Origin of the sequence: Streptomyces luteolifulvus, assembly GCF_008806595.1 — a bacterium.
Taxonomy (GTDB): domain Bacteria; phylum Actinomycetota; class Actinomycetes; order Streptomycetales; family Streptomycetaceae; genus Streptomyces; species Streptomyces luteolifulvus.
The window spans coordinates 213,557-235,561 of record NZ_VZRB01000002.1 but is presented as its reverse complement, the minus strand read 5'-3'; the positions used below and the strand labels follow the sequence as shown (position 1 = coordinate 235,561).

Sequence of the window (22,005 nt, the reverse complement as noted above, 5' to 3'; positions counted from 1 at the left end):
CCCGGAAGGCAGGCACCCTCATGGGCAAGCTCGTGCTCACCACCTTCGTCACCCTCGACGGCGTCTACCAGGCCCCGGGCGGCCCGCGGGAGGACACCCGTGACGGCTTCGAGCAGGGCGGCTGGGTCGTCCCGTACGGCGACGAGGACTTCGGCCGGTTCATCACCGAGGTCTTCGACCGCGTCGGCGCCTTCCTCCTGGGCCGCTTCACGTACGAGATCTTCGCCTCGTACTGGCCGAAGATCACCGATCCCGGCGACCCGGTCGCCTCGAAACTGAACTCCCTGCCGAAGTACGTCGTCTCCTCGACCCTCACCGACCCGGAATGGGCCGGCACCACCGTGATCGGCGGCGACCTCGCCAAGGAGGTCACCGCCCTCAAGGAGCGCACCGACGGCGAACTCCAGGTGCACGGCAGCGGCGCCCTCGCGCAGTCCCTGCTGGCCCTGGACCTCGTCGACACGGTCCATCTGCTGACGTTCCCGGTCGTGCTGGGCGCCGGGCGCCGCCTGTTCGAGGTGGGCGCCGTACCGACCGCCTTCCGGCACACCGGCGGCCGGATCACCGCGGCGGGCGTCTCCATCCAGTCGTACGACCCGGCCGGACGCCCGGAGTACGGGTCGTACGAGCTCCCCGAGGACGCCTGAGCCGCCCGTCAACTGTCGTGGATCTGCTCAGAGTTGGCGCAGCCATTCGTCCGCCACACCGTGCGGGGCTTGCTCGTTGAGCCGCACCTGCGCGTCGTTGAGGCGGAAGGTGAGTCGGTTGTCGACGGCAACCACGCCGTCGATCTGGCGGGTCGCGCTGACGGCGATCTCGATTTCGGTGCGGCACTCGAGCTGTCCGGCCAGGGTCACCACGCCGTCCTGCACCGTGATGTCGACGGCATGCGGGAGCAAGGACAAGGTCCGGACGAGGACTTCGTCGATGATGTCGTGGCGTATGTCGTGGTCCGTCCGCAGGAATATCTGCAGGAGGTCGTGGCGGGTGACGATACCCACGAGCCGTTGTTCATCGTCCACCACCGGCAGGCGCTCGACGTGATGCCTGGCCATGGCGCGGGCGGCCTCCGCGATGCCGGCGTCGGCGCCGACCGTGACGACGGGACGGGACATCAACTGCCCTGCGGTCCGAGCTCGGGCCTTGGCCCTGCGCTGTCGTGAGGTGGAGCTGATGCGGGGCCAGTGGAAGCGGCGGGGAGGACCATAGGGGTCGTCGGCCTCGACCTGACGGCCAGAAGATCCGTTTCGGAGATGACGCCGACGACCCTCTCGTGGGCGTCGACGACGGGAAGGCCGCTGATGCGGTGCTGGTGGAGGAGGTGGGCGACGACCGCGCACATCACCCCCGGCCTGCCACCGCTCGACCCGGCCACCGAACTCGTCCTCTACCGCATTGCCCAGGAAGGGCTCACCAACACCGCACGCCACGCCCGTGCCACACGGGTCGAAGTCCACCTGCGCGCTCTGCCGGACGCCCGGGTGGCACTCCTGGTCCGCGACAACGGCCGGGGAATCGGGGCAGCGCCCGAAGGCGCCGGCATCAGCGGGATGCGGGAACGCGCCCTCCTCATCGGCGCCGACCTCTCCATCGGCCAAGGCCCGCAGGGCGGGACCGAGATACGCCTGCACGTCACCGGCAGCACAGCAGACCACCGCCTCCAGGAGACCGTGCGATGACTGCCCCGGCCCGCGTCCTGCTCGCCGACGACCACGCCCTGGTCCGCGGTGGCGTCCGCCTCATCCTGGATGCCGAGCCTGCCCCGCCGGACCGGTCTGCAGGCCGCCCGTGAACTCTCCCGCATCCGCCCCGGCCTGCGCATCCTGATGCTGACGATGTACGACAACGAGCAGTACTTCTTCGAAGCGCTCAAGGCGGGAGCCTCCGGCTACGTTCCGAAGTCCGTCGCCGACCGGGACCTCGTCGAAGCCTGCCGTGCCGCCCTGCGGGACGAACCCTTCATCTACCCCGGCGCCGAGTCCACCCTCATCCGCACCTACCTCGATCGCGTCAGAACCGGCGACCGGCTGCCCGCGCGGCCCATCACCGAACGCGAAGAGGAAATCCTCAAACTCGTCGCCGAAGGACACACGTCCAAGGAGATCGCCTCCCTCCTCGTGATCAGCGTCAAGACGGTCGAACGCCATCGCGCCAACCTCCTCCAGAAACTCGGCCTGCGCGACCGCCTGGAACTCACCCGCTACGCAATCCGAGTCGGCCTCATCGAGCCGTAGGTCTTCTGTCCGGGGAGGTTGGTCGACGGTCCGGTGGGAGAATCCGCAAGGACCGGAAGGAGCCGTTGGCATGATCGAGTGGGAGTCTCTCAGTTCCGGCGCGAGGCCCGTCCCCCGTCGGGTCGCCACCCCCTTGGTATGGGCCGCGGCCTTCGGCGGGGCCCTGGTGGTCGTCGCACTCCTCAACTCGCTCGTGGGTACTGATCGGCCCGAACTCGCCCTGACAGCACTGTCGTTGCTGTCGGCCCTGCTGAGCCTCGGGGCACGCTTCACCGCGGCCCCGGGTACGGCTGTCCTGTGCTGGCTGATGCTCAACGGCTTCGCGGTCCCGCCCGCGGGCGTTCTCACGTGGGCTGGCAGCCGTGACATGTTCTGGCTCACCTGCCTGTGTGCGGCCGCCCTTGGTGGCACCGTGCTGGCGCGGCTCGTCCATGCCCGCGCCGCCTACCGCCGCATCACGATGGCAGAGCCGGACGACACACCCCGCGGCTCCTGACCGAGGCCGGAAGACACATCACGTGCATTCCCGCCAAGACGGCTCCGCCGCCGACAGCCAGGTGCCGCGGCGTCTGCCGTGGCTCCTCGCCTCCTACAATTGAAGAGTTCTTCAATTGGCTAGTTGCCGTGTTCCCTAGAAGATCCATCGTCCGGAGGTCCCCATGAGCGAGGTCGCCAACGCGCTGCTGGCGCGCGTCCGCGCGGCGCGGGCCGGTCTGACGGCGGCCTTGAAGGCCGCTGACGCGTATGAGGTGGCTGTGGCGCAGGACGAGCTGGACGACGCGGTGCGGCTGGCGCGGCGGCATGGGCTCGACGTCGAGGCGACGGGGACGGCAGAGGGGTGATCGGCATGCCGATGCCGCTGTACGAGGCGAAGGCGGAGTTGGCCGGCGACGACATCGTCGAACTGCTCGGCGCGGCCCGCCGGATCCTGTCGGCGCTGCCGGCCGGGCGGCAGGACCTGCTCTACGAACCGCACCGTACGAAATCAGCGCTGTGACCGGCGGAGCCCGCCGGTTCCGGATGCCCTGGCACCGCGGTCGACCGGCCGCGCACATGGAGCATGTTCCGCCTCCGGTGCGGCGGCACGTCGCCTCGGTGCGCGTGGGTCCGGATGCCGTACGCGAGGCCCGGGAGGCGGTGGCCGGGCACTTCGCCGAGGCCGGTATCGCCCCCGAGTCCGCCTTTGCGGACGCGGTGCTGCTCGTGGTCAGCGAGCTGGTCACCAACGTGCTGCGGCACGCCCCGCGCTCGCCGCTGACGGACGTGGGGATGACCGTCTCGGGCGACCAACTGGTGGTCAGCGTCGCGGACGCCGAGCCGCGTCTGCCGGATCTCACCCTGGAGGGCATGGGCGCCGGGCTGAGGATGGTGGCCGAGCTGGCCTCCGACTACGACGGGGACCTGAGTGCCGAGCCGGCTGTGGACCACGAGGGCAAGGTCGTCCTCGTCCGGTTCGAGATCCCCTTGTAAGTACGCACGGCAGGACGCAGGAAGGGAAGGGACTCGGTGAGCGGCGAAGCGGGGCCGGGATGCGGAGAGCCAGAGCTTCCGCCGCGGCGACCGCATACGGCGCGCCGTCAGCCGGTCGTGTCGGCCGACGCGAGGGCGGCGAGGGCGGCGTCCAGGCGCTGGGTGGCCTCCTCGGCGACCGGGCGCAGGGCGTCGAGTTCGGTGAGGGCGACCATCGTGTTCGGGTCGAGGGCCTGTACGGCGGTGCGGTCGCCGTCGCGGCGGACGACCACATTGCACGGCAGCAGCAGGCCGATGGTGCGGTCGGTCTCCAGGGCGCGGTGGGCGAGGGGTGGGTTGCAGGCGCCGAGGATGACGTAGTCCTCCATGTCGTGGTCGAGCTTGGCCTTGAGGGTGGCGGTGACGTCGATCTCGGTGAGGATGCCGAAGCCCTGTGCGGCGAGCGCGTCGCGGGTGCGGGCCACGGCGGTGGCGAAGTCGGTGGCGAGGTGGACGGTGCGGTCGTAGCGCATGGCGGTGGTCTGCCCTTCTGATCGGCTCGCGTGGCGCTGGGCGGGTGTCCGGTCGCGTGCGAGGTGCAGGCCGCGAGACATGATCACGCCAGGGACAGGAACAGCTTCTCCAGGCGGGCGCGCATCGCCTCCGGGTCCTCGCCGTTCTTTCGGCCGGACTCGAGGTCGGTCACGCACTGCTGCAGGCCCGTCGCGATGATCGCGAAACCGGCGCGGTCCAGCGCGCGTGAGGCGGCGGCGAGCTGTGTGACGACGTCCGCGCAGTCGCGCCCCTCCTCGATCATCCGGATCACGCCGGAGATCTGACCCTGTGCCCGGCGCAGCCGGTTCAGCACGGCCTTCAGGTCCGCACCCTCAAGCTCCAGTTCCACGATCACTCCTCGGAAAATACCCCTAGGGGTACTGTACGTCCCGGTTCGGGACGGGGTGCCCCGATCCCTCAGTTCGCTCCCGTCGAGCCCGCTGCGGCCTTCCGGCGTACGTCCTCCATGTCGACGGCCCGGATCTTGCCGATGAGCTCCTCCAGCGCCTGCGGGGGCAGGGCGCCGGACTGGGCGTACAGGACGGTCCGGTCGCGGACGGCCATCAGTGTGGGGATGGACGAGATCCGGAAGGCGCCTGCGATTTCGGGCTGTGCCTCGGTGTCGACCTTGCCGAAGACGATGTCCGGGTGGCGCTCGGCCGCCTTCTCGTAGACGGGGCCGAACATGCGGCACGGTCCGCACCAGGCCGCCCAGAAGTCGATCAGCATGATCTCCGAACCGGTGACGGTCTCCTCGAAGTTGTCCTTGGTCAGTTCGACGGTCGGCATGGGTTCCCTTCTCCTCTCGTATACCCGGTGGGGTATCTGCAGGGTTCAACCGGCGCCGGGCCGTTCTTGTTCCAGGCACACGGGAGGCAGTGGGAACCAGCGCATGCGCTCGAAGTCGGCCGGCAGCCCGGTGGGGCCGTCGTCGAGGCGGTCGGGACGAGCGGCCAGCACCTCGCGGGCGCGGTCGAGTTGACCGGTCAGCGCCTCCTCGCCCAGCCGGCGGTGGCGGGGCGCCGGGGCGGTGATCCGCCCCTCGGCCGTGTACTGCACGTCGGTCAGCCGCAGCGGTGGCTCGGCGGGACCGTGGCGGTGGTGCCACTGTCCGGTGTGCGGGTCGAAGCGGTAGTCGGGCAGAAGCCGGTGGCCCTGCCGGGCGATGAGGTCGACGGCGTCGATGAGATAGTCGCGGACGGTGTCGCTGATGAAGTAGTTGAAGTTGACGCGGATCCAGCCGGGCTTGATGCCGTCGCAGCCGTGCACGACCTCGTCGAGCAGGGCGTGGGAGGTTGCGGCGTCGATGGCCAGCAGGCGGTGGCCGTAGGGACCCGCGCAGGAGCAGCCGCCCCGGGCCTGGATGCCGAAGAGGTCGTTGAGCAGGGCCACGACGTAGTTGTGGTGCAGATAGGCGTGCTCGCCGTGGCGGATGCGGAAGGAGACGATGGACAGGCGGCGGGCGTGGTGGTTGCCGAGGATCTCGATGCCGGGGTTGTGGTCCCAGTCCGTGAGCACCCGCCGCCAGTGGCGTTCCTCGGCGGCCTGGATGGTGTCGGTGCCGACGGCCTGTTTGAGGGCGAAGGCGAGCCCGGCCCGGATGGATTCGACGATCGCCGGGGTGCCGCCCTCCTCGCGGGCGACCGGGTCGTCGAGGTAGCGGTGGCCGAGGGGATCGACGAAGGCGACCGTGCCGCCGCCGGGCGCGGTGGGCACCGGGTTGTGCACCAGCTCGCGCCGTACGACGAGCACGCCCGGGCTCTGCGGGCCGCCGACGAACTTGTGCGGGGAGAGGAACAGCGCGTCCTTGTGGTCCCCGGCGCCCGGAGCGCTCGGGGCCGTCCGGATCGGGATGTACGGTGCCGCCGCCGCGTAGTCCCAGAAGGACAGGGCGCCGTACGCGTGCAGCAGACGGGCGATGCGGTCGGTGTCGGTCAGGATGCCGGTGACGTTGGAGGCGGCGGAGAAGCTGCCGATGCGCAGCGGCCGGTCGGCGTACCGCCGTAGTCCCGCTTCGAGCCGGGCGAGGTCGATGTGGCCGTCTGGATCCTCGTCGATCACCACGACGTCGGCGACGGACTCGCGCCAGGGCAGCTCGTTGGAGTGGTGCTCGTAGGGGCCCACGAACACCACCGGCCGCTCGTCCGGCGGCGGCCGGTCCGGGCGGCGCAGCTGAAGGATGCCGACCAGCTTGTTGACCGCGGAGGTGGCCCCCGAACCGCAGAAGATCACCAGATCGTCCTCGGTGCCGCCGACCGCGTCGCGGATGATCCGGCGGGCGTCCTCGCGCAGCAGGGTCGTCTGCAACCCGGTGCTGGAGCTCTCCGTGTGGGTGTTGCCGTAGCGCGGCAGCACCTGCTCGCGGACGAAGTCCTCGACGAAGTCCAGGGAGCGGCCGGAGGCGGTGTAGTCGGCGTAGACGATCCGCTTGGGGCCGTAGGGCCCGTCCAGGACCTCGTCGTCCCCGATCAGGCCGCCGCGGATCCGTTCCAGCAAGGCCGGCGCGGTCGGCGCCGAGGTCGTACTCATGGCTCCAGCTCGATGTCGATCTCGGGTGGCCGGCGGAGGGTGTTGTGGACCGTGCAGTGCGAGGCGACGGCCAGCAGAGCCGCCCGGCGCTGCTCGGGCAGCTCCGGCGGCGGGACGATCACGAGGCGCAGGGAGGCGACACGCGCCGGGCGGTCGGTGGCCATGACGAACTCCGTACGGACGCGCAGTCCGGCGCGGGGCAGGCCGTGCCGGTGGAGGTAGCGACCCGCGTAGAACGCCACACAGGTGGCCAGGGAGGCCGCGAACAGCTCGGTGGGGGTGGGTGCGGTGTCCGTGCCGCCCGCCTCGGTGGGCTGGTCGACCTGGAGGCGGTGTCCGCGGACGTCCACTGTGTAGGCGTCCTGGTCGACGTGGGTGACCTCCAGACGATGCACGTCCATGGACGGGGGACGGTTCGGCTTGAGGGTCTGCGGTGTGCTGCCGGTCATGGCCGGGCCCTTCTCGCTGGTGTCGGCTGCTCCGGAATCCAGTCGACCGCAGCGTGCGGGGGCGGGGTGAGGGGCCGACGGGGTGCGCCGGGGACCGTTCGGCCCTCGTGTCTGGTCTCCCGATGATATACCCTGCCGGGTATTTTATCAGGGCGTTCATGGCGGGCCCATGGGTCCCGGGGCCGGTGGGCCCGGTCGAAGACATACCCGGGTGGGTACCTGGGTGGGGACCAGCGGCCCCTGCCCGGCGGTCATCTCCCGTACGACAGTGGGGACATGGGCAAACACATCGTGATTCTCGGCGGCGGCACCGCCGGCACCATGACGGCCAACCGCCTGCGTCGCACGTACGACCGGCACGAGTGCCGGATCACGGTCGTCGACCAGGACGACGACCACCTGTACCAGCCCGGCCTGCTGTTCGTGCCGTTCGGGCTCGCCCAGCCGCACCATCTCGTGCGGTCCCGTCCCCGGCAGTTGGACGCGGCCGTCGACTACAAGCAGGCGCGGATCGAGCGGGTCGACCTGGACGCACGGGTCGTGCACCTCGCCGGTGGCATCCGGCTGACGTACGACGTCCTCGTGGTCGCCACGGGAGCGACGCTGCTGCCGGAGGAGACCGAGGGGCTGACCGGTCCCGGCTGGGGCGAGAAGGTCTTCACCTTCTACGACCTGCCTGGCGCCGTCTATCTGCACCACGCGCTGGAGCGCTTCGACGGCGGCCGCGTGGTGATCGACGTGGCGGATCTGCCGGTCAAGTGCCCCGTGGCGCCACTGGAGTTCGCCTTCCTCGCCGACTGGTACTTCCAGCGGTGCGGTATCCGCGACAAGGTCCACCTCACCTATGTCACCCCGCTGGACGGGGCGTTCACCAAGCCGGTGGCGGCGAAGGCGCTGGGCGGGCTGCTCAAGGACAAGGGCGTCGAACTGGTCACCGAGTTCACGCTCGGCGAGGTCGACGGTGTCGGGGGCCGGCTGGTGTCGTACGACGAGCGCGAGGTGCCCTTCGATCTGGCGGTCGTCGTGCCCCTGCACGGCGGCGCGGAGTACGTGGGCCGTTCCGAGGGCCTGGGTGATGAGCTCGGCTTCGTCCCCGTCGACCCGCACAGCCTCCAGCATCCTGATCGTCCCGAGGTGTTCGCGATCGGGGACGCCGCGGGCCTGTCCGCGTCCAAGGCCGGTTCGGTGGCGCACTTCGAGGGCGAGGTGCTGGTGCACAACATCGGCCGCTTCCTGGACGGCAAGCCGCTGGACGCCTCCTTCGACGGGCACGCCAACTGCTTTGTGGAGACCGGCTTCCACAAGGCGCTGCTCATCGACTTCAACTACGCCACCGAGCCACTGCCCGGCCACTTCCCGACCGCGGTGGGCCTGCCGCTGCTGAAGGAGTCGCACGCCAACCACCTCGGCAAGCTCGCCTTCGAGTGGCTGTACTGGCACAGCCTGCTGCCCGGCCGAGGTTTGCCCGGCATCGGCTCGGCGATGCCCGAGCACGGCAAGCACCACGTGTCCGACTGAGTGCACGTGTCCGCCCAGGGGAGAGGACCCGCCATGCCCACCGCCACCTATGCCGGCACCGCCGTCCCCGTCGACGACGAAGGCTTCTTCACCGACCCCGGCCGGTGGACCGAGCCGATGGCCGAGCAACTCGCCCGCGAGCAGGGGATCGGTGAACTGACCGACCGGCACTGGACGGTCATCCGCTTCCTGCGCGCGCAGTACGCGGCCCAGGGCACCGGCCCCACCGTCCGGGTGCTGGGCAAGACCTCCGGCGTCAGCGTCAAGGAGCTCTACCAGCTGTTTCCCAAGGGACCGGCGAAGACCGCCGCGAAGATCGCCGGCATTCCCAAGCCCCGCGGCTGCATCTGAGGAGCGTGTCCGTCATGGCCGACACCGTCACGATCGAGAAGGTCTCGATCATCGTCTCCAAGGGGTCCCTGGAAGGGATCTACCCCGCCCTGATCATGGCCAACGGCGCCCGCGCCGAGGGGATCGAGGCCGAGTTGTTCTTCACCTTCTTCGGCCTGGACGCGATCACGAAGAAGCGCTGGGAGCACATCAAGCTGGCCACCGTCGGCAACCCGGGCCTGCACCTGCCGACGCTGCTGGGCGGCATTCCGGGCGTCCCGGATCTGATCACCCGCGCCATGGAACGCAAGATGGACAAGCTCGGCATCCCGCCGATCCCCGAGTTCATCGAGATGATCGCCGACACCGGCGCCGGCATCTACGCCTGCAAGGCGTCCGTGGACCTCTTCGAGCTCGACAAGGACGACCTCGTCGAGCAGGTCCAGGGGATCATCACGGTCGGGGAGTTCTACGAGCACGCGGCCGGCGGTCAGATCATCTACACGTGAGCCGACCGGCACCGGATCCGGCCTGCGCCATGGGGTGCGGGAGACGCTACAGGTCGTTGCCCGCGTAGGAGAGGTTGAAGCTCTTGTTGGTCAGGGGGAAGTCCGGAACGATCGTGTCCGCCAACGCCACCGGCAGGGCAGGCCAGTTGAAGAAGGACGGGTCGACGGGCTTGACCCGGGTCAGGGTGCCGTCGGGGGCGAGTTCGACGCGGGTGGCCATGGAGCCGCGCCAGCCCTCCACGAGGCCCACCCCGGTGCGGGGGCCCGCTCCGGACGTCGGCGCAGGCGCCAGCACGGCCATGGGGGCCGACAGCCCCTCCGCGAAGTGCTTGATCAGGGCCAGCGACACGTCGATCTCCTCCGCGCGGACCAGGAAGCGGGCCAGAACGTCGCCGGTGTCGTGGACGGGAACGGTGAGTCCGGCCTCGTCGTACGGCGTGAAGGGGTGAGCGATGCGGGCATCGTCCGCCAGACCGCTGGCCCGGGCCACGTAGCCGAGGCAGCCGATGGTGCGGGCAGCATCGGTGCGCAGGATCGCGGTCCCGGTGAAGCGGTCGTGGACGGTGGAGTGGCCGAGAGCGAGGTCGGTGATCTCCCGGATGTCCTCGCCGACCGCCTTCAGCCAGGCTCGATCGGGCAACGCGTGCAGGGCCGCGCCGCCGGGGACGACGCCGCCGCGCAGCAGCCGGTGCCCGGTGACTTCGGCGTTGAGGCGCAGGAGTTGTTCGCGCACCCGCTGCGCGTGGGCGTTGAGGATGCCGTGGCCGACGTCGTTGCACAGCATGCCGAGATCGGCGACGTGGTTGTGGAGGCGCTCCAGTTCGAGGAGCATCGCGCGGGCGCGCTGCGCCTCGGTGGGTACTTCGGTGCCGTTGGCCTCCTCGACGGCAAGACAGTAGGCGAGGGCGTGGCCGACGGCGGTGTCGCCGCTGATGCGTTCGGCGAGCGGGAGCCCTGCGGCGATCGAGCGGCCGTGGAAGAGTTTCTCGATGCCCTTGTGGACGAACCACAGGCGAGCCTTGAGTTTGAGGATGGTCTCGCCGACGACGGAGAAGCGGAAGTGGCCGGGTTCGATCAGGCCGGCGTGTACCGGGCCGACCGGGATCTCGTACACGCCGTCCCCTTCGACCTCCAGGAAGGGATACGGCCCCTCCTGCTCGCCGAAGGGCGGCGGTGGTCCGGCGTCGGGGCGCATCGGGTACCAGCCGCGCGGCCAGTGGAAGTGCCGTACGAGACGGCGGGGCAGCGGGTGGTCGAGGGGGACGATGCCGAAGAGGTCGCGCATCTCGCGCTCGAACCGGCCTGCGGGGAACGAGAGATGGGCGAGCGTGGGGACCTCGGGCCGGCCGGGGTCGAGGCGGACGTGGAGTTCGGTTCGGGTGTCGGGCGGGCCGGCCACGAACAGATACACCACGCGCGGGCCGGACTCGTCGTGGTGAGCGGCGACGAGCGCGAGCCGGTGGCCGCCGGTCAGCAGTTCCGCGGCTCGCAGCGGGAGTTCGGTGACGTCGATGTCGTACGTGGTGCGCATCGCTTCAGCCTCCGATCGCCCGGGTGGCGGCGTGCAGCAGGTCGGTGAGCGGGCCGGTGGTCACGCCCAGGGCGGCGCAGGCGGCCAGGCCCAGTGCCAGGGGCCAGAGGGCGGAGGGGTTCTCCTCGGTCGGTGCACCCGGCCCCAGCAGCATCCGGGCGGTTCGGGCGGCGAGTGCGGCGAAGGCGATCAGCACGAGCAGCAGGGCCACTGCGGTGACCCAGCCGAGGCGCTGTCCGGCGGCGAAGCCGGCCCGGGCGATGCCCAGTTCGGAGGCGAAGAGGCTGAAGGGCGGGAAGGCCATCAGCGCCACGACTGCGCCTGCGAATGCTCCCGCGAGCAAAGGGGCCCGGGCGAGGAGGCCACGGACGCGTCCGATGCGCGTGGTGCCGACGATCTGCAGGATCCGGCCGGAGGCGCAGAACGCGACCGACTTGGCCAGCCCGTGCCCGGCGATGTGGAGCAGCGCGGCGGACAGGGCGAGCGGGCTGCCGATCGCCGCGGCCAGGGCGATCAGGCTCATGTGCTCCATGGACGAATAGGCGAGCATGCGTTTGTAGTCGCGCTGGGCGAGCAGCAGCCCGGCGGCGAGCGCGAGGGTGAGCAGGGCGATCCCGGCCAGCAGGACGCGGGTGAAGCCGGGGCCGAGCGCGGCGTCGGCGATGACCCGGTAGCGCAGGACGGCGGCGAAGGCGACCGACAGCAGCACCCCGGACATCAGCGCGGACACCGGCGCGGGGGCCTGACTGTGGGCGTCGGGCAGCCAGGCGTGCAGCGGGACGAGGCCGGCCTTGGCGCCGAAGCCGAGGACGACGAGGGTGATCCCGAGCCGGGTGACCGCCGGGTCGAGGCGGTCGGCGCGGGCGACGAGGGTGGGCCAGTCCAGTGCCCACGCCTCGCCGATGCCGGCCTGCCGGGCCGCGTAGTAGATCAGCACGGTGCCGAGGAAGGCGAGCGCGATGCCGGCCGAGCAGATCACCACGTACTTCCAGGCGGCTTCCACGGAGGTGCGGGTGTGGCGGTGGCCGACGAGGAAGGCGGTGACGATCGTGGTGGCCTCGACGGCGACCCACAGCACGCCGAGGTCGGCCGTCACCACGGCCAGACACATGGCGGCCAGGAACGCCTGGACCAGGGCGTGGTAGCGCCACACGGTCCCGGCGTCCGCCCGCCCGGCGGCCCGTTCACCCGACAGGTACGCCGGTGCCGAGCCGCAGGCGACCACGGCGACGGCGCCGACGACCAGGAGCATCCAGGCGGTCAGCGCGTCTGCGCGCAGCAGCCCGGAGTACGCCGTGCGCGGGCCGTCGTCGACGACGGCCGCCGCCAAGAGACTCCCGCAGAGCAGGATCACGACGGGCGAGAGGAGACCGGCCCAGTCCGCCGGACGCCGCGCGGGGGCTTCCTGGACGGCGGGAGCCTCGGCGACCAGGACCGGTCCCTTCGCGGTGACCGGCGCCGGAACAGGGGCGGGACGTCGGGTACGCAGCCCGGTCAGTGCGTACGCCGCGGCGATCACCAGGGGTGTGGCGGCGGGTGCGGTCAGCAGCAGGGCGGAAGCGGTGGGACTCATCAGTCGTGCAGCTCCCGCAGGTCGTCGATGTCGGTGGTGCCGAACGCCTCCCGCATGCGGGTGGTGAGGATCTGCAGCACCAGGACCGCCAGCAGTACGTCGAAGGACACGCCGAGTTCGACGATCAGCGGCACTCCGGAGGTGGCCAGGAACGCGGTGGCGGTGATGCCGTTGTCCAGCAGCAGGAAGCCGACCACCTGGGCGAGCGCCCGTCTGCGGGTGACCAGGACGAAGAAGCCGATCAGGACCACGGCCAGACCGACGGGCAGGGCGCGGGTGGCCGGCGTCGGGTTCAGCTCGGTCAGAGGCCGGGCGGCCGCATAGGCGAGCAGGGTCAGGAGGGCCGCGGTGAGCAGCGAGGCGGTGATGTTGATCAGAGGCTGTGTCTCGCGCACCTCCTCGCTGTGCGCGCGTTGTCGTCCGGTGATCCTCCGGGGCGCCTCAGCCGGCTCGGCGGCGGTGAGCGCGGCCAGGGCCCGCCGGATCAGGTACGGCAGGACACCGGCCCGCAGCACCCCGATACCGATCCCCACGGCCACCAGGTCCCAGCGTTCCTCGTGCGCGCCGAGCAGGACGGCGATCGCAGCAAGCGCGATGCCCTGCAGGCCGAAGACCCGTACGATCGCGGCCAGTTCGCGCTGCCACAGCACGATCACGGCCGCCAGCAGGAAGGCGCCGCAGGCCAGGTCGAGGAGTTGCGTGTACAGGCCGTTGCTCATGACGCTCCGCTCAGGAAGTACGAGGCGGTCACCGCGAGCAGCGCCAGCAGGAAGGAACCGGCGAGCAGTTCGGGCACCCTGAACAGCCGCACCTTGGCGCAGAACACCTCGGCAGCCGCCAGCACCGCGCCCAGCACAGCGACTTTCGCCGCGAACAGCACCAGGGCCACGGCCAGGGCGGCCCAGGAGACGTCGGTGGCGATACCCCAGGGAACGAACAGCGACGACAGCAGCCCGAGCAGCAGGGTGAGCCGCATCTGGCTGCCGAGTTCGACCAGCGCCAGGTCCGGGCCGGCGTACTCCAGCACCATCGCCTCGTGGATCATCGTCAGTTCGAGGTGGGTGGAGGGGTTGTCGACCGGGATCCGTCCGGTCTCCGCGAGGACCGCGACGGCGAGCGCGGCCGTGGCGAGCAGACCCGCCGGGGAGGCCAGGCGGGCCGGTTCGTCGACGGCGCCGTCGACGATGGCCGGGAGGTTGGTCGTGCCCGACGGTATCGACAGGGCGAACACCGACAGCAGGATCGTCGGCTCCACCAGTGCCGCCACCGTCATCTCCCGGGAGGCGCCCATCCCGCCGAAAGCGGTGCCGCTGTCCAGCCCGGCCAGCGCCAGCGCCAGGGTGCCGAGCGCGATCAGCGCCACCACGACGATGAGGTCCGCGTGCGTGCTGACCGGAGTGTCGGTCGACAGCAGCGGTACGAGCCCGGCGGTGACCACGGTGGTGGCCACCAGCAGGGCGGGGGCCACCCGGAAGGCCGGCCCGGTCCCGACGGGGGTGATCGGTTCCTTGCGCAGGAGCTTGCGGGCGTCCCGCCAGGGCTGCAGCACCCCGGCCCCGGCGCGGCCCTCCAGGCGTGCGCGCACCTGCCGCATCCACCCGGTCAGCAGCGGCGCCCCGGCGCCGACCACGACGATCTGGCCGACGACGGCCGCGTATCCGACAGCACTCATCTGTTCGCTCTCACCAGCCCACCGCCAACGCCAACAGCAGGACGACCAGGCCGACGAAGCCGTAGCCGAGATAGAGGTGCACGCTGCCGCCCGCCAGCCGCCGGGCCGCCTGCCCGGTACCGGCCAGCGCCCGCAGCACCGGCTCGTACAGGCGGTGCTCGATCCGGTCGGGCACCCGGCGCTGGAACCGCACCCGCTCCACCAGATACGTCGATTCGCGCACCGGCGTGACGTTCACGTCCTGCTCGGGCGCGAGGATGTCGTCGAAGACCCGCTGCAGCGGCTCCGCGAACGAGGTCGCCGTGTAGGCCATGCGCGGGGTCGGCGGCCCGCCGCCGCAGTCCCACAGCCGGGCGTTCGCCCGGCGCCGGCGGCGTCGGTACAGGCGGGGCAGCCCCGCGGCCAGCATGAGCGCGGCGGTCAGGGCGGCGACCAGCCACAGCGGCGACAAGGACGCGGAGATGTCCGCGAGCCGTACGTTCAGCCCGCCGCCCGACACCGCGCCGCTGCCCGGCAGCCCCGTCGCGGCCACGGCCCGGTCCAGGCCGTCACCCAGCAGCCCGGGCACCAGCGCCAGGGCCCCGCACGCCGCGGCGAGCAGGCCCATCCCGGCGAGCATCAGCGGTGGCGACTCCTTGGCCGCGCTCGCCTGGCGGCTGCGCGGTCGGGCGAAGAACCCCACCCCGAGTGCCTTCACGAACACGGCCGCGGCGATGCCGGCCGACAGCGCGATCAGGGCCACCGACAGGGGCAGTACGACCGCCACCGCGACGCCCGGAACCTGCAGTCCGTGGATGAGGGACTGCAGCAGCAGCCACTCGCTGATGAACCCGTTGCCCGGTGGGAGGGCCACCGCCCCGAGGGCGGCGAGCGCGAACAGCCCGGCGGTGGCCGGCATGGGCGCGCGCAGCCCGCCCAGCCGGTCGAGGTCGCGCAGACCCGTGGCGCGCAGCACCGAGCCGGCGGCACAGAACAGCAGGGCCTTGAACGCCGCGTGGTTGACCACGTGCAGCAGGGCCGCCGCCAGTGCCAGTGCGGCCAGCGGCCGGTCGTCGTAGGCGGCGAACAGTCCGGATGCCCCGACCCCGATCAGGACCAGGCCCATGTTCTCGCTGGTCGAATAGGCCAGCAGCCGTTTGAGGTCGGAGGCCATCGCCGCCTGCAGGATGCCGTGCACCGCGCTGGCTCCGCCGATCGTCATCAGGCCCAGCCACCACCATGCCGGTCCGCCGCCGAGCAGGTCGAGACCGGTGCGGACAAGACCGTAGATGCCCAGGTTGACCATGGCGGCGCTCATCAGCGCCGAGACGGGGCTGGGCGCTTCGGGGTGGGCGCGGGGCAGCCAGGCGTGCAGCGGCACCGCGCCCGCCTTCGACGTGAACCCTGCCGCAATCAGCACAAACACCAGCCCGCGCACCGTCGGAGACACGGCGTGTGCGCCCGCCCGCAGCGCGGCGAAGGTCTCCCCGCCCGCCTCGGCGGCGAACACCGCGAGCCCGATGAGCAGCAGCACCAGCCCGAGATGCGTCATCACCGCGTACCAGACACCGGCCTGGCGCACCGACGCCCGCTCCCTGTGCTCGGCGAGCACCAGCAGCAGTGAGGCGAGCGCCATCAGCTCCCACAGCACCAGGAACGTCGACACCGACGCCGCTACGGGTACGAGGACCAGGGTGAGCGCAAAGAGCGGCAGCACCGCCTGCGCCGTCCGCGAGCCGAGCCCGTGCGGGCCGTGCCCGCCCGCGTAGCCGATGCCGTACACCGCCACCGCGGCGACGACGGCCCCCGCCACGGCCATGAACAGGCCCGCCAGCGCATCCACCGCCAGATACGTCCCGGCCAGCGGCAGCACCCCGGGGAGTGTGTCCGCCCAGCGGTCGCCTCCCAGTGCAGCCACACCCGCCGCGCCACCGGCCACCCCCACCCCGGCCGTCAGCACGCCGACGACCGGGACCCGCGGTCGCTGCGGCAGCACGAGACCGGCCGCCGCACCCGCGCCGCCCACTGCGGTGGCCGTCGCGAGGGCGGCCGGGATCACGCTCACCGTCCGGTCACTCTCCGCAGAGCGGCCACGATCTCTCCTGGCTCCGGCGGGCACCCGGGCACAGCGAGGTCCACCGGTACGACATCGGCGACTGCGCCCTCGACGCCGTACCCGCCCGCGAATTCCCCGCAGTCGACCGCGCAGTCTCCCACCGCCACCACCAGCCGGGGCTCGCCCATCGCGGCGACCGTGCGCCGCAGCGGCTCGGCCATGTTCCGTGTCACCGGCCCGGTCACCAGCGCCACGTCCGCATGCCGTGGCGAGGCCACCAAGCGCGCCCCATAGCGCTCGGCGTCGTACACCGGGTTGAAGGCGGCGGCGATCTCGATCTCGCAGCCGTTGCAGGAGCCGGCGTCCACGCAGCGCACCTGGACCGAGCCACCGAACTCCCGTGCCCGCGGCGGGGCTTCGCCCTCAGGCCGCGGCGGGGCGGGCTCGGCCACCCGCCCGGTGCCGCGGATCTTGCGCAACAGGCCCATGAACCCCTCCCGGAGACGGTGAGGACGTGTCGTAGCTGACCAACGGGTCATCGTGCGACCGGAGTCACGACGCTTTTCTTACGCTTTGCCACTTATTGACGTAATTGAGCGGAGAGGGCGGCCGCCTCCCGGTACTGCAGAGCGCTGTCCAACTCTCGGGAGACGGCCGCCGTTCGGGGGCCGTCGCTACGACGGCGGTTTTCCCTTGCTCTGCGTGGCCTGCAGATCGGCCAGCAGCTCGGCCTGCCCGGCGAGCAGACCGGACAGGATGGTCCGCGCCACCCGCAGCAGCTCCGCGACCTGTGGGCTGGTCAGCGAGTAGTACACGGTCGAGCCCTCCTTACGGGTCTTGACCAGATTCGCCCGCCGCAGCACGGCCAGCTGCTGGGACAGATGTGCGGGCTCGATGCCCACCTCGGGCAGCATCTCCGCGACCGCGTGCTCGCGCTCGCTCAGCAGCTCCAGGACCCGGATACGGGCCGGGTGGCCGAGTGTCTTGAAGAACTCGGCCTTCAGTTGGTACAGCGGCGTACTCATCGTGCCGCCCTCTCCCCGACACAACAGCACGGCCCCAGGGGCCGGAGCTCGGCGCATCGCATCCACCCACTCGTCAAGAACATGCGGCCCATCCTCGCCTGCGGCACCGGCCATGCCGAACCCGCGGGTGAGAACCCGAGCCGCCGAATCCAGCGGTGATGATCTAAAGAATTGCTAACATTAGCAATTACTGAGGTCCTGTGAGGAGGTTTGCGTGCGGAGGTTTGCGTGAGAATCACCCCGTTGCGCGGCACCGGCATTGTCTGGTTCACATGCCCCGCCTGCCGTCTCAAGTGCCGCCCCACCGCCGTGGGCCCGGACGGCGGCTGCCCGCGCTGCGGCCATGCCCGCATGCTCAGGCTGTTCCTCGGGGGCCGTCCCGCCCAGCCGGACACGAGCATCGACCGGGCATCCGGAACGCACCGGAACTGATCCGCGTACGGCACTCGAACCGGGAGAGCACGATGGCAGCCTGGGACGCCCAGTCCGGCAGCGGGATCCGTTTCGAGTGGGGCCCTGCCGGTGCGAGCCGTCTCGCCTCGGAGGTCGCCTGTCTGGTCGCCGTCGACGTGCTGTCGTTCACCACGGCGGTGAGCGTCGCCGTCGGCAAGGGCATCCGGGTGCTGCCCTTCTGGTGGCCGGCCGGAGCCGCGCCCGAGGTCGAGCGGACCGGTGCCGCGAAGGCCGCAGCGGTCTACGCCCGGCAATCGGGCGCCCGGTTGGCGGTCGACCGCCATGCCGTCACGCCCGCCTCCCCTTGGTCCCTTTCCCCGGCACATCTGAGGGTGGCGCCGTTCGTCGCCCGCCTGGTGCTGCCGTCACCGAACGGCGCATCCATCGCCGCCGCCACACCGCCGGGTGTGCAACTGGTCGCCGCTTGTCTGCGGAACACCACCGCGGTCGGCAGCTGGCTCACCTCCCGGGGCTACGGCACCCCACAGCGTCCCGTCGCGGTGATCGCCGCAGGCGAGCAGTGGCCGGACGGCGGCCTGCGCCCCGCCCTGGAGGACCTGCTCGGTGCGGGCGCCGTCATCTCCGACCTGTACGCCCAGGGTGCGGGTCCGCTCTCCGCGGAGGCCGCCGCAGCGAAGGGGAGCTATGAAGGCACCGCCGACATCGCCGGCGCGGTCGCCCTCAGCGCCTCCGGCCGCCGCCTGGCCGGAGGCGGATTCGTCGAGGACGTGGCGATCGCCGCCGAGGAGGATGCCTGCACCGTCGTGCCGGTGCGGAACGGTGACGGCGCATTCGCCTCCGGCTGAAGCGGGACAGAGGCCACGCGCCGAGCGGCACCGCCTCGCTGTCGGTCGAGGGTCAGGTGGGCCAGCCGTCGGTGCGCCATGCCTGCTGCCCCTCCTCGGGAGCCGACGGGCGCCGGGCGTGGGCGGCGAGGGCGGCGGCCAGGTCGCAGTGGACGGGGATGTCCGGGCAGTCACCGGGCGGGACGAGCGAGCCGTCGGCGGGGATGGCGGCGAGTTCCAGGCTACGGCCGGTCCCGGCGAGGCGGCGTGCGGCCTCGCTGATGGCCTGCTGGCCCTCCGCGGACCAGCTGCGCAGCTCGGTCAGGTCGAGGATGACCGGTCCGGTGCCCCGGGCGACGACCCAGCCGACCGCGCCACCGAAGCGACGGACCGCCGCGGGGCCGAGGTATCCGGCGACGGAGAGGATGCCGAGATCCTGCTCGACGGTGTAGCGCCACTCGATGGTCATGGAGGGTGAACTTCCTTGCGGTGCGGCCCGTTGAGGTCAAAGGGGGAGAGTGATCCAGATGTTCTTGCCGTCGGCGTCGCCCTGCACGGCCGCGGTGCCGCCGAGTTGCCGGGTCAGCTCCATGACCGTGCCAAGACCGCCACCGGTGCCGGTCATGGCCTGGTGCAGCGGCGGCTGGTGGGGGTGGCGGTCGTGGACGGCGAAGGCCAGGCGGCTTCCGCTCGCCGCGTACGTCACGACGATCTGCGGGGAACACTCGGCGGCGTGCCGGACGCTGTTGGTCACCAGCTCACTGAGGATCAGCAGCGCCGCGTCCACGACGGACCGGTGCAGACCTATCCCCCACTCGACCAGCGCCCGTTCGGCGGTCTCGCGGGCGAGGCGGACGGCTGACGGCTCGTTGGGCAGGGTGAGCACGTGCCGATGGGGAAGGACATCGAGAGCGGGGGCCATCATGTCTCCAGGCGAGCGAGGCGGAAGCCGGTAACCGACTTGGGGTGCAGGCGCAGCACGGAGTCGTGCGGGCCGTGTGTCCAGCCGGCGAGGGTGCGCCGGTAGTGGGCGGCCTCGTCAGGGTCGGCGATCACCTCGGCGGGGCCGGAGAGGGTCACCGTCCAGCCTGTGCCGGCGACGACCCTGATCTCGTCCACCTGGTACGTGACCGCCTCGGGTACGACGGCCGCGGAGACAGGCGCCCGGACGATCAGATGCCCGCACTCCCACACATGCCGGGCAGGCCGTACGAGGGTCTGCCCCCGCAGCGGGTACACCAGCCGCCCGAGGCTGCTGCCCTCCACCAGCCACAGCGCCTCCGCACCGGAGACCTCGGCCATCCGCAGGGCCGCGGGGGGAAGGCTCATCGCACAGCCTCCTCACGCACTGCAGGGGACGATGCGGGGTTCGCGTACTGCAGGTACGTGCCGGCCCGCAGCGCGGCCGGCGCCACGAGCATGACGCCCGCCATCACCCCGACGGTCGGTACGCCGGTCGGCCCGTACGCGCCGACGATCGGCACCAGCACCACGAGAGCGAAAAAGAAGACGCCGAAGCCGAGCGCGAGCGGCAGGGCCACGATCGCCACAGTCGGTCCGGCGAGCAGGTCGCGCCGGGGGGCGCGTCGCGTGTCCGCCAGGTCGGCGCGGGTGGGCAGGAGTGCGGTGAGCCGGGCCGTCGCCCGGCTGATCGCCGAGGTCATCGCGCAGCGACCTCGGCTTTCCGCACCGCATTCCCCAGCATCCTGAAGAACTCGGCCTTGGCCTGGTACAGCGGAACGGACACGGCTCCTCGGCTTCCCCTACCCACACTCCCGCCCGTGCGGGCGGCCACGACTGTGCTGCGCCCGCGGCTACCGGTGGAGCGGGCACAGCAACCTCAGCATGTATGGACTTGCGAAATTTTGCAATTCATACATCGAAGGAGATCGCCGCCAGGACTCTCCGGCTCAAGGGACACGAAGGCCGTTTCGGCTACGAAGCCGCCCGCATTCACCCTGCCGATGGCGGGATGTTCTGGTTGGCGCGGAAGAAGTTGTCCGGGTCGTAGGTGCGCTTGATCGAGGCCAGTTGGTCATAGTGGCCGCGGTAGGTGGTCCGCACGCGCTCCGGACCTTCCTGTTCGCCCAGGAAGTTGATGTAGGAGCCGCCCATGGAGTGCGGGTGGAGGTCGTTCCAGTAGTCGACACACCATTGCCGGATCCGATCGGCGTTGGCGGGGCCGGGGTCGATTCCGGCGATCACGCCGGACCAGACGGCGTCGCGGTAGGCCCAGGCCGTGTCGTCGGCATTCACCCGGTGGGCCGCTGCGTCCACCGGATACAGATGCATCGTCGACAGATCGGTGGGGAGCTTCTCCCCGTACCGTTGGTGCACCTCGATCGCGTCGTCGGAGATGCCGTCGAAGAAGTCTCCGCGCCAGTACCACTGCAGTCCCTTGGGGATCAGCTCGTCGAACATGGTCTGCAGGCCGGGGTAGGGCATGGGGGTGGCGAAGTGGAAGGCGGGCGGGGCCGGTTCGTTCACGGCGACCAGCACGTCTTCGAGGCGGTTGGCGTTCAGGTCGCCTGTGTAGCACCACACCACAGCGCACATCTTCTGCCCGTGGATGGGCTCGGGGAACGGCGGACCGGGCGGCACGACCAGCACGGCGAAGAAGCCGTTGAGGTCCTCCTCCGCGGCCGGCAGGAACTCCCGGTACCAGCGCAGCACCTCGCGGGTGCGGTCGACGGGCCACACCGTCACCGCGACCCCGACCGTGTGCACCGGGTGCAGCCGGAAGGTGAACGAGGTGACCACACCGAAGTTCCCTCCGCCGCCCCGCAGCGCCCAGAACAGGTCCGGGTACTCCTTCTCCGACGTGGTGACGAATCGTCCGTCGGCGAGAACGACATCGGCGGCCAGCAGATTGTCGATGGTGAGCCCGTACTTGCGGGTCAGGTGGCCGTGTCCGCCGCCGAGGGTCAGGCCGCCCACGCCCGTGGTCGACATGATTCCGGCCGGCACACCGAGGCCGAAGGCGTGGGTCGCGTGGTCCACGTCTCCCAGCTGGCTGCCTCCGCCCACCTGCGCGCTGCTCGTCGCCGGGTCCACGCGCACCCAGCGCATGGGCGACAGATCGAGTACGAGTCCACCGTCCACCAGGCACAGACCCGGCCCGCTGTGGCCGCCGCCGCGCACCGCGAGCTCCATCCCGTTGTCCTGGGCGAAAGCGATCGTGGACTTCACATCCGCGGCGTCGACGCACTGCGCGATGGCAGCGGGACGCCGGTCGATCATGGCGTTGTAGACGCTGCGGGCCTCGTCGTAGCCCGCATCCTGGGGAGCGAGCACGGGTCCTCGCAGTGCCTCACGCAGGCTGTCAAGATTCGCTCCATTGAAACCGCCCATGACTGAA

27 protein-coding genes and 3 pseudogenes are annotated in these 22,005 nt (G+C 71.2%); 11 read left to right on the top strand and 19 right to left on the bottom strand.

Features of this window, described 5'->3' with window-relative positions:
• Positions 1 to 20 precede the first annotated feature (20 nt).
• Positions 21 to 647: a dihydrofolate reductase family protein gene (locus F7R91_RS03615; protein WP_150944361.1), complete on the top strand. Its 627-nt coding sequence runs from the start codon at positions 21 to 23 to the stop codon at positions 645 to 647.
• Between the two features lie 27 nt (positions 648 to 674).
• Here F7R91_RS03615 and F7R91_RS03610 read toward each other — a convergent pair whose 3' ends face one another.
• A complete protein-coding gene (locus F7R91_RS03610; RefSeq protein ID WP_331000528.1) occupies positions 675 to 1,115 on the bottom strand; it encodes a CBS domain-containing protein in 441 nt (146 codons plus the stop codon).
• A complete protein-coding gene (locus F7R91_RS43980; protein ID WP_331000527.1) occupies positions 1,115 to 1,342 on the bottom strand; it encodes a CBS domain-containing protein in 228 nt (75 codons plus the stop codon). The genes F7R91_RS03610 and F7R91_RS43980 overlap by 1 nt, the downstream gene beginning before the upstream one ends.
• Here F7R91_RS43980 and F7R91_RS03605 point away from each other — a divergent pair.
• From F7R91_RS03605 to F7R91_RS03585, 6 genes and pseudogenes are all read left to right on the top strand, one after another.
• Positions 1,338 to 1,679 (top strand): annotated as a pseudogene (locus F7R91_RS03605) (sensor histidine kinase); the annotation flags it as partial. The gene F7R91_RS43980 and the pseudogene F7R91_RS03605 overlap by 5 nt on opposite strands.
• Positions 1,676 to 2,234 (top strand): annotated as a pseudogene (locus tag F7R91_RS03600) (LuxR C-terminal-related transcriptional regulator). The pseudogenes F7R91_RS03605 and F7R91_RS03600, both read left to right, overlap by 4 nt.
• A 70-nt stretch (positions 2,235 to 2,304) precedes the next feature.
• Positions 2,305 to 2,730 carry a hypothetical protein gene (locus F7R91_RS03595; RefSeq protein WP_150944359.1) on the top strand — a complete coding sequence of 142 codons (426 nt, stop codon included), beginning with the start codon at positions 2,305 to 2,307 and terminating at the stop codon, positions 2,728 to 2,730.
• Positions 2,731 to 2,893: 163 nt separating this feature from the next.
• Positions 2,894 to 3,076, top strand: coding sequence for a hypothetical protein (locus tag F7R91_RS03590; protein ID WP_150944357.1), 183 nt, complete (start codon positions 2,894 to 2,896; stop codon positions 3,074 to 3,076).
• Between the two features lie 5 nt (positions 3,077 to 3,081).
• Positions 3,082 to 3,231 carry a hypothetical protein gene (locus F7R91_RS41825; RefSeq protein ID WP_191971353.1) on the top strand — a complete coding sequence of 50 codons (150 nt, stop codon included), beginning with the start codon at positions 3,082 to 3,084 and terminating at the stop codon, positions 3,229 to 3,231.
• A 56-nt stretch (positions 3,232 to 3,287) separates the two neighbouring features.
• Positions 3,288 to 3,704, top strand: a complete 417-nt coding sequence (locus tag F7R91_RS03585) for an ATP-binding protein (protein WP_191971328.1) — start codon at positions 3,288 to 3,290, stop codon at positions 3,702 to 3,704.
• A 107-nt stretch (positions 3,705 to 3,811) separates the two neighbouring features.
• Here F7R91_RS03585 and F7R91_RS03580 read toward each other — a convergent pair whose 3' ends face one another.
• From F7R91_RS03580 to F7R91_RS03560, 5 genes are all read right to left on the bottom strand, one after another.
• Positions 3,812 to 4,216 carry a DUF302 domain-containing protein gene (locus F7R91_RS03580; protein WP_150944825.1) on the bottom strand — a complete coding sequence of 135 codons (405 nt, stop codon included), beginning with the start codon at positions 4,214 to 4,216 and terminating at the stop codon, positions 3,812 to 3,814.
• An 83-nt stretch (positions 4,217 to 4,299) separates the two neighbouring features.
• Complete coding sequence (locus F7R91_RS03575; protein WP_150944355.1) at positions 4,300 to 4,587, bottom strand: metal-sensitive transcriptional regulator; 288 nt, start codon at positions 4,585 to 4,587, stop codon at positions 4,300 to 4,302.
• Between the two features lie 68 nt (positions 4,588 to 4,655).
• Entirely contained in the window at positions 4,656 to 5,027 is a 372-nt protein-coding gene (gene trxA / locus F7R91_RS03570) for a thioredoxin (protein ID WP_150944354.1), read from the bottom strand.
• Positions 5,028 to 5,072: 45 nt separating this feature from the next.
• Positions 5,073 to 6,767 (bottom strand): aminotransferase class V-fold PLP-dependent enzyme, encoded by a 1,695-nt coding sequence (locus tag F7R91_RS03565; protein WP_150944352.1) that lies wholly within the window; start codon positions 6,765 to 6,767, stop codon positions 5,073 to 5,075.
• Positions 6,764 to 7,216: an OsmC family protein gene (locus F7R91_RS03560; RefSeq protein ID WP_150944350.1), complete on the bottom strand. Its 453-nt coding sequence runs from the start codon at positions 7,214 to 7,216 to the stop codon at positions 6,764 to 6,766. Before F7R91_RS03560 ends, F7R91_RS03565 begins: the two co-directional genes overlap by 4 nt.
• 276 nt (positions 7,217 to 7,492) lie before the next feature.
• On the opposite strand from F7R91_RS03560, the gene sqr reads away from it, so the two are divergent.
• Genes sqr through F7R91_RS03545 form a run of 3 tightly spaced genes read left to right on the top strand, consistent with a single transcriptional unit; the run spans position 7,493 to position 9,573 of the window.
• Positions 7,493 to 8,734 carry a type III sulfide quinone reductase, selenoprotein subtype gene (gene sqr / locus F7R91_RS03555; RefSeq protein WP_150944348.1) on the top strand — a complete coding sequence of 414 codons (1,242 nt, stop codon included), beginning with the start codon at positions 7,493 to 7,495 and terminating at the stop codon, positions 8,732 to 8,734.
• 33 nt (positions 8,735 to 8,767) lie between these two features.
• The gene (locus F7R91_RS03550) at positions 8,768 to 9,085 is read left to right on the top strand and encodes a TusE/DsrC/DsvC family sulfur relay protein (protein WP_150944346.1); all 318 of its coding nucleotides are present in this window, start codon (positions 8,768 to 8,770) and stop codon (positions 9,083 to 9,085) included.
• Between the two features lie 14 nt (positions 9,086 to 9,099).
• Positions 9,100 to 9,573 (top strand): DsrE/DsrF/DrsH-like family protein, encoded by a 474-nt coding sequence (locus F7R91_RS03545; protein WP_150944344.1) that lies wholly within the window; start codon positions 9,100 to 9,102, stop codon positions 9,571 to 9,573.
• A 46-nt stretch (positions 9,574 to 9,619) separates the two neighbouring features.
• On the opposite strand, the gene F7R91_RS03540 is transcribed toward F7R91_RS03545, so the two are convergent.
• The 7 genes from F7R91_RS03540 to F7R91_RS03510 form a co-directional block, all read right to left on the bottom strand.
• A complete protein-coding gene (locus F7R91_RS03540) occupies positions 9,620 to 11,104 on the bottom strand; it encodes a hydrogenase large subunit (RefSeq protein ID WP_150944343.1) in 1,485 nt (494 codons plus the stop codon).
• Between the two features lie 4 nt (positions 11,105 to 11,108).
• Entirely contained in the window at positions 11,109 to 12,677 is a 1,569-nt protein-coding gene (locus tag F7R91_RS03535) for a proton-conducting transporter transmembrane domain-containing protein (protein WP_150944341.1), read from the bottom strand.
• Entirely contained in the window at positions 12,677 to 13,396 is a 720-nt protein-coding gene (locus F7R91_RS03530; protein WP_150944339.1) for a hypothetical protein, read from the bottom strand. Before F7R91_RS03530 ends, F7R91_RS03535 begins: the two co-directional genes overlap by 1 nt.
• Entirely contained in the window at positions 13,393 to 14,349 is a 957-nt protein-coding gene (locus F7R91_RS03525) for a respiratory chain complex I subunit 1 family protein (protein ID WP_150944337.1), read from the bottom strand. Before F7R91_RS03525 ends, F7R91_RS03530 begins: the two co-directional genes overlap by 4 nt.
• Positions 14,350 to 14,359: 10 nt before the next feature.
• Positions 14,360 to 16,393, bottom strand: coding sequence for a proton-conducting transporter transmembrane domain-containing protein (locus F7R91_RS03520; RefSeq protein WP_150944335.1), 2,034 nt, complete (start codon positions 16,391 to 16,393; stop codon positions 14,360 to 14,362).
• Positions 16,390 to 16,872 carry an NADH-quinone oxidoreductase subunit B family protein gene (locus F7R91_RS03515; protein ID WP_150944333.1) on the bottom strand — a complete coding sequence of 161 codons (483 nt, stop codon included), beginning with the start codon at positions 16,870 to 16,872 and terminating at the stop codon, positions 16,390 to 16,392. The genes F7R91_RS03520 and F7R91_RS03515 overlap by 4 nt, the downstream gene beginning before the upstream one ends.
• A gap of 186 nt (positions 16,873 to 17,058) precedes the next feature.
• Positions 17,059 to 17,409 carry an ArsR/SmtB family transcription factor gene (locus F7R91_RS03510; protein WP_150944331.1) on the bottom strand — a complete coding sequence of 117 codons (351 nt, stop codon included), beginning with the start codon at positions 17,407 to 17,409 and terminating at the stop codon, positions 17,059 to 17,061.
• Between the two features lie 464 nt (positions 17,410 to 17,873).
• Between F7R91_RS03510 and F7R91_RS03500 the strand changes: the two genes are divergently transcribed.
• Positions 17,874 to 18,668 carry a 2-phosphosulfolactate phosphatase gene (locus F7R91_RS03500; RefSeq protein WP_150944327.1) on the top strand — a complete coding sequence of 265 codons (795 nt, stop codon included), beginning with the start codon at positions 17,874 to 17,876 and terminating at the stop codon, positions 18,666 to 18,668.
• A 52-nt stretch (positions 18,669 to 18,720) separates the two neighbouring features.
• Here the strand turns inward: F7R91_RS03500 and F7R91_RS03495 are convergent, their stop codons facing one another.
• The 5 genes and pseudogenes from F7R91_RS03495 to F7R91_RS03475 all read right to left on the bottom strand — a co-directional run bounded on the left by F7R91_RS03495 (position 18,721) and on the right by F7R91_RS03475 (position 21,998).
• The gene (locus F7R91_RS03495) at positions 18,721 to 19,116 is read right to left on the bottom strand and encodes an STAS domain-containing protein (protein ID WP_150944325.1); all 396 of its coding nucleotides are present in this window, start codon (positions 19,114 to 19,116) and stop codon (positions 18,721 to 18,723) included.
• A gap of 36 nt (positions 19,117 to 19,152) precedes the next feature.
• Positions 19,153 to 19,569: an ATP-binding protein gene (locus tag F7R91_RS03490; protein ID WP_150944822.1), complete on the bottom strand. Its 417-nt coding sequence runs from the start codon at positions 19,567 to 19,569 to the stop codon at positions 19,153 to 19,155.
• Positions 19,569 to 19,976, bottom strand: a complete 408-nt coding sequence (locus F7R91_RS03485; protein WP_150944324.1) for a pyridoxamine 5'-phosphate oxidase family protein — start codon at positions 19,974 to 19,976, stop codon at positions 19,569 to 19,571. The genes F7R91_RS03490 and F7R91_RS03485 overlap by 1 nt, the downstream gene beginning before the upstream one ends.
• A 44-nt stretch (positions 19,977 to 20,020) precedes the next feature.
• Positions 20,021 to 20,311 (bottom strand): annotated as a pseudogene (locus F7R91_RS03480) (sodium-independent anion transporter); the annotation flags it as partial.
• A 289-nt stretch (positions 20,312 to 20,600) separates the two neighbouring features.
• Entirely contained in the window at positions 20,601 to 21,998 is a 1,398-nt protein-coding gene (locus F7R91_RS03475) for an FAD-binding oxidoreductase (RefSeq protein WP_150944322.1), read from the bottom strand.
• Positions 21,999 to 22,005 lie beyond the last annotated feature (7 nt).